This is a genomic window from Psittacicella hinzii (assembly GCF_003585885.1).
Lineage (GTDB): Bacteria > Pseudomonadota > Gammaproteobacteria > Enterobacterales > Psittacicellaceae > Psittacicella.
The window spans coordinates 1-4,610 of record NZ_NRHC01000149.1 but is presented as its reverse complement, the minus strand read 5'-3'; the positions used below and the strand labels follow the sequence as shown (position 1 = coordinate 4,610).

Annotated in this window: 3 protein-coding genes; 1 reads left to right on the top strand and 2 read right to left on the bottom strand. The window is 36.1% G+C overall.

Translation table 11 applies throughout. The features are described from left to right. Window positions 1-693: 693 nt before the first annotated feature. Window positions 694-1,503 (bottom strand): serine O-acetyltransferase, encoded by an 810-nt coding sequence (gene cysE / locus CKF54_RS07975; protein WP_119525813.1) that lies wholly within the window; start codon window positions 1,501-1,503, stop codon window positions 694-696. Window positions 1,504-1,867: 364 nt separating this feature from the next. On the opposite strand from cysE, the gene cysK reads away from it, so the two are divergent. Continuing rightward, complete coding sequence (cysK, locus tag CKF54_RS07970; protein ID WP_119525812.1) at window positions 1,868-2,818, top strand: cysteine synthase A; 951 nt, start codon at window positions 1,868-1,870, stop codon at window positions 2,816-2,818. 212 nt (window positions 2,819-3,030) lie between these two features. Here cysK and sohB read toward each other — a convergent pair whose 3' ends face one another. After that, window positions 3,031-4,092 (bottom strand): protease SohB, encoded by a 1,062-nt coding sequence (sohB, locus tag CKF54_RS07965; protein WP_119525811.1) that lies wholly within the window; start codon window positions 4,090-4,092, stop codon window positions 3,031-3,033. Window positions 4,093-4,610 lie beyond the last annotated feature (518 nt).

The following is a 4,610-nucleotide window of genomic DNA, read 5'->3' as shown; positions in this document are numbered from 1 at the left end:
CCATTTGGGGGTAACCTCATAGCAAGAAGAAATTTAGCTCTTTAGGAAAATTTTTTTCTTCTTTGAACTTACAATCCAAAAGAAAAATTTAAAAATAATCGAAAGTTATCAATTGAATATTGATCTTCTTTTGTTCTAAAAAGAGAAAAGTTACCATCTTAACCTCTCTCCAGAAGTTAAGATATTTTCGCTAATAAATCAGAATTTCCTCTTCGAAATAAGTTGCTTTCTATCCCCTACTAATGTAACGCTGAAAAAAGAAATTTTTTATTGAAATTGTTGAGTAAGTAATCACTAAAAAATTTTTTCTCAAGTATACAAAAAACTAAATTAGAGGCAAATATTCCCTTACAAAAAGTAAGCCTTTTTAACCTAGAACAAAATTTTAAGGCGAAATGAAATAAAGGTAACCTACTCCTACAAAGCAAAGAACCTCAAAAGCTTTACTCCTAAAAAGTAAAACTCTTGAGGTTCTTTAATTAAAAAGATGAATGCAATGCTTGACGACCAGCGCAATGTACAACTCTTGCAGATCCAAATAACAACCTAACTTACTAACTTAATGACACAAATCAGCAAACTAACCTAGCAAACTAACCTAGCAAACTAACCTAGCAAACTAACCTAGCAAACTAACCTAGCAAACTAACTTAGCCAACTCACTAATTTTAGGTCGCTATCCTATCCCAAGCTTTAAATATTCATCGCTTCCCAAATATCGATAAAATTTTGGTTCATCTGGGTTGCTGGACATTCTTTGTTGTCACTCATAATAATACGTGCAGGTACCCCTGCAGCTGTGCAATAAGCTGGTACAGGTTTAAGTACTACTGAATTAGCTCCAATTTTTGCATTTTCGCCAATGCTAATATTCCCGAGAATTTTAGCACCGGCACCAATCATTACTCCATCAGAGATCTTAGGATGACGATCACCACTCTCTTTACCTGTTCCTCCTAGGGTTACTCCCTGGAGAATAGAGACATTATTACCAATTACACAGGTTTCACCAATAACTATGCCTGTTGCATGATCTAGCATAATACCAGAGCCAATCCTTGCTGCTGGGTGGATATCTACGCCTAGTGAGGTAGAGATTTCATTTTGCAAGAAAATAGCAAGATCTTTACGTTCATGTAACCATAACCAATGAGTAATACGGTAAGCTTGCAAAGCATGAAAACCCTTTAAATAGAGTAAAGGTGTAGATAGTTTATCTACCGCTGGATCGCGCTCAACTGTGGCTTCAATATCTCGCGCTACTTGAGCAATAATTTCTTCCTCTTGCTCAAGTACTTCTTGAATTATTTCACGAAAAGAAATCGCTCCAAGGATTGAGCTTAAACCAAGTTTTTGCGCAAGAATATAGCTTAAAGCACTACCAAGAGAATCGTGCTTTAAAATGGTTGCATAGTAAAAGCTTGCGAGCATAGGTTCTCGTTGTACGAGCTCTTGCGCTTCTGCTCTTATTTGTTGCCAGATTTGTGTGGTTAAAGTGTTCATAGAATTTGAATTTTAGTTTGCTTCGAATTGAAAGTTTTAGTTTGAATTAAAAATAAAAGTGAAAGTTTGAGTTTGCTAGAAGTTAAAGCAATGCTTTAACTTCTAAGTAAACTCTCTTTAACTTCTATTATAAGCAAGTATGACTCCGTTTATAAAAATAAACTCCTAATTTGCATTCTTAAGAGATTTACTAATACAAAAGTTTATTTTCGTGTTACAATCTTAGAAACCACTTACAAAAAATTAGCCAAATATCTTTGTCTAGAGTACTTTGAGCTAATCTTTTGTAAAAATAACTTTCTTTAATTAACTAATCATCGAATTAGCTAACCATTAATTCGATAATTCAAACAAGGAAAACCACATGAATATTTTTGAAGATAATTCACAAACTATTGGTCATACTCCTCTAGTGCGTTTACGCCACTTTGGTCACAACGGTAACATCTTAGCTAAAATTGAAGGTCGTAACCCTAGCTTTAGCGTAAAATGCCGTATTGGTGCTAACATGGTTTGGCAAGCTGAAAAAGACGGTACTCTAACTAAAGATAAAGAGATTGTTGACGCAACTTCTGGCAATACAGGTATTGCTCTGGCTTACGTTGCAGCTGCTCGTGGTTATAAACTCACTTTAACTATGCCAGAAACCATGAGTATTGAACGTCGTCGTTTACTGCGTGCGTTAGGAGCAACTTTAGTTTTAACTGAAGGGGCAAAAGGAATGAAAGGCGCAATTGAAAAAGCACAAGAAATTGTTGCCTCTGATCCTAATCGCTACGTAACTTTAAAACAGTTTGAAAACCCAGCTAACCCAGCAATCCATGAACAAACAACTGGTCCTGAAATCTGGACTGATACCGATGGTAAAGTTGATGTACTAGTGGCAGGTGTAGGTACAGGTGGTACTATTACTGGCGTAAGTCGTTACCTTAAAAACACTCAAGGTAAAGCGATTACTAGCGTTGCTGTTGAACCAGCTGAATCTCCAGTTATTACGCAAACTCTTGCTGGTGAAGAAGTAAAACCTGCTCCACATAAAATCCAAGGTATTGGTGCTGGCTTTATTCCAAAAAACCTAGATCTATCTTTAGTTGACCGCGTAGAAACAGTTGATAGCCAAACTGCTATGGATACAGCACGTGAGTTAATGGCAAAAGAAGGTATCTTAGGCGGAATTTCTTCAGGGGCAGCTCTAGCAGTTGCTGATCGTTTAGCAAAACAACCAGAATTCCAAGATAAGCTAATTGTGGTTATCTTACCTTCAGCTTCAGAGCGTTATTTAAGTACGCCTCTATTTGCTGACATCGAAGCTTAACTCCAAATTTTAGCAATTTGCTTTCAAAATTCCTAATTCCTAATCCCTTACGAGCTTCCTCACTTTCCATTAGGAAAAATGAGAATGAGAAAAAGAAAGAGAAAAGGTAATTAGATAATAAAGGTAAATTGTAAAAAATTACAGTAGCAAAAGTAACAAAAGTAACAAACAGCAAAGACGACCGAAAAACTCGGTCGTCTTTTACTATTTTACTAGAGAAAATCTTGTCCTTTTTTATGAAGAATACGCGTAAAGAAGTTCTCTGAACTTTCTTCAGCTTGTTCTCCTAATTTCTTGATAAGAGATTTTTTAGGTTTAAACTCAAGCGCGAGTACTTCTTTGTCATCTAAAGACGCAAGAATTAAATCATCACTGGTTGCTAGTTCATCACAAAGATTTAACTCAAGCGCTTGCGTACCATACCAGTATTCACCTGTAGCTACTTTGTCCAAATCAACTACTGGACGATTTTGTTGCACAAAATCTTTGAATAAAACATGAGTTTGTTCTAGTTGTTCTTTGAACTTCTCACGTCCTTCTTCAGTATTTTCACCAAGTACGGTTAAAGTACGTTTATATTGTCCTGCAGTTAACACTTCAACATCAACATCATTCTTTTTGAGTAAACGATGAATGTTAGGTAAAGTTGCAACTACACCAATTGAGCCAAGGATAGCAAAAGGAGCAGCGACAATTTTATCAGCAACACATGCCATCATGTAACCACCACTTGCAGCTACTTTATCAACAGCAACGGTTAACTTGATACCTTTTGCTTTTAAACGCGCAAGTTGAGAAGAGGCATAACCATAACTGGTTACTAAGCCACCACCACTTTCTAGTCTTACTAAAACCTCATCAACTTCAGGACGAGCTACAGCCAGAACAGCATTAACTTCTTGCGCTAAGCTTTCTGCTTTAGAAGCTTTTACATCCCCTTTAAAAGTAAGGACAAATAAACGCGCTTTGCTTGGTTTGTCGTCCTCTGTACCCGCTTTAAGACGAGCTTTTTCTTCTTTAGCTTCTTGTTTATCAAGTTTAAGTTTAGCTTTGATCTTAGCAACACGAGCTTGGTCACTTAAAAAGCTATTTTCTAAAGATTCTTTTTGTTTCTTGTATTGTTTTCCTAGGTTAACAACACTAAGAGCACCTATTTTGCCACCAGCTTTTTTCTTACTTGCAACAATAAAAGCAATGACTGCGAGAATTGCAACCACTAGCGTTACTATCTTAAGTAAAAAGAAGCCATAATCAGCTAAAAGTTCTAATAACATTTAGACTCCTTAAAATAAAAAACTTATTCACCTTTTCATTTTAACATAGCTCAAGATCTTCGTGAAAATTTCGCTAATTGATGGCATAAAAGTACACAGCTAGCCTCCTTAAAGTTACCACCATATCCTAACACTAAATTCTCGACTACAGCTTCTAGATAAAAAAATAGATAAAAGCAAGAACAATTATTTTGTACTAATTTGCATTTAACTAGTTGACAAATTAGCCAACCCCTAGTTAAATAGATATATGGATCCTCTATTTTTGCTCTGTTATTTTTTACAAGCTTAGCATTGATCCACCAAATTCCTTAGCTTACCTCCCCAACAAGGTAAGCTAAACGACTACTTAATCAAACAACATAAGTAGTGAAAGAGAGGCGTTGCCTTGGTAGGAACCTCCTACTTTTGGTACCTTCTCTTTTTTTATGGCAGTTTGCAAGCACAACTGAACAACTGAACAACTGAACAACTGAACAACTGAACAACTGAACAACTGAACAGCAGAACAGCAGAAC

Bases quoted from the DNA above. Each gene is read 5' to 3' on its own strand.
- cysE (WP_119525813.1), bottom strand. From the start codon at position 1,503: ATGAACACTTTAACCACACAAATCTGGCAACAAATAAGAGCAGAAGCG.
- cysK (WP_119525812.1), top strand. From the start codon at position 1,868: ATGAATATTTTTGAAGATAATTCACAAACTATTGGTCATACTCCTCTA.
- sohB (WP_119525811.1), bottom strand. From the start codon at position 4,092: ATGTTATTAGAACTTTTAGCTGATTATGGCTTCTTTTTACTTAAGATA.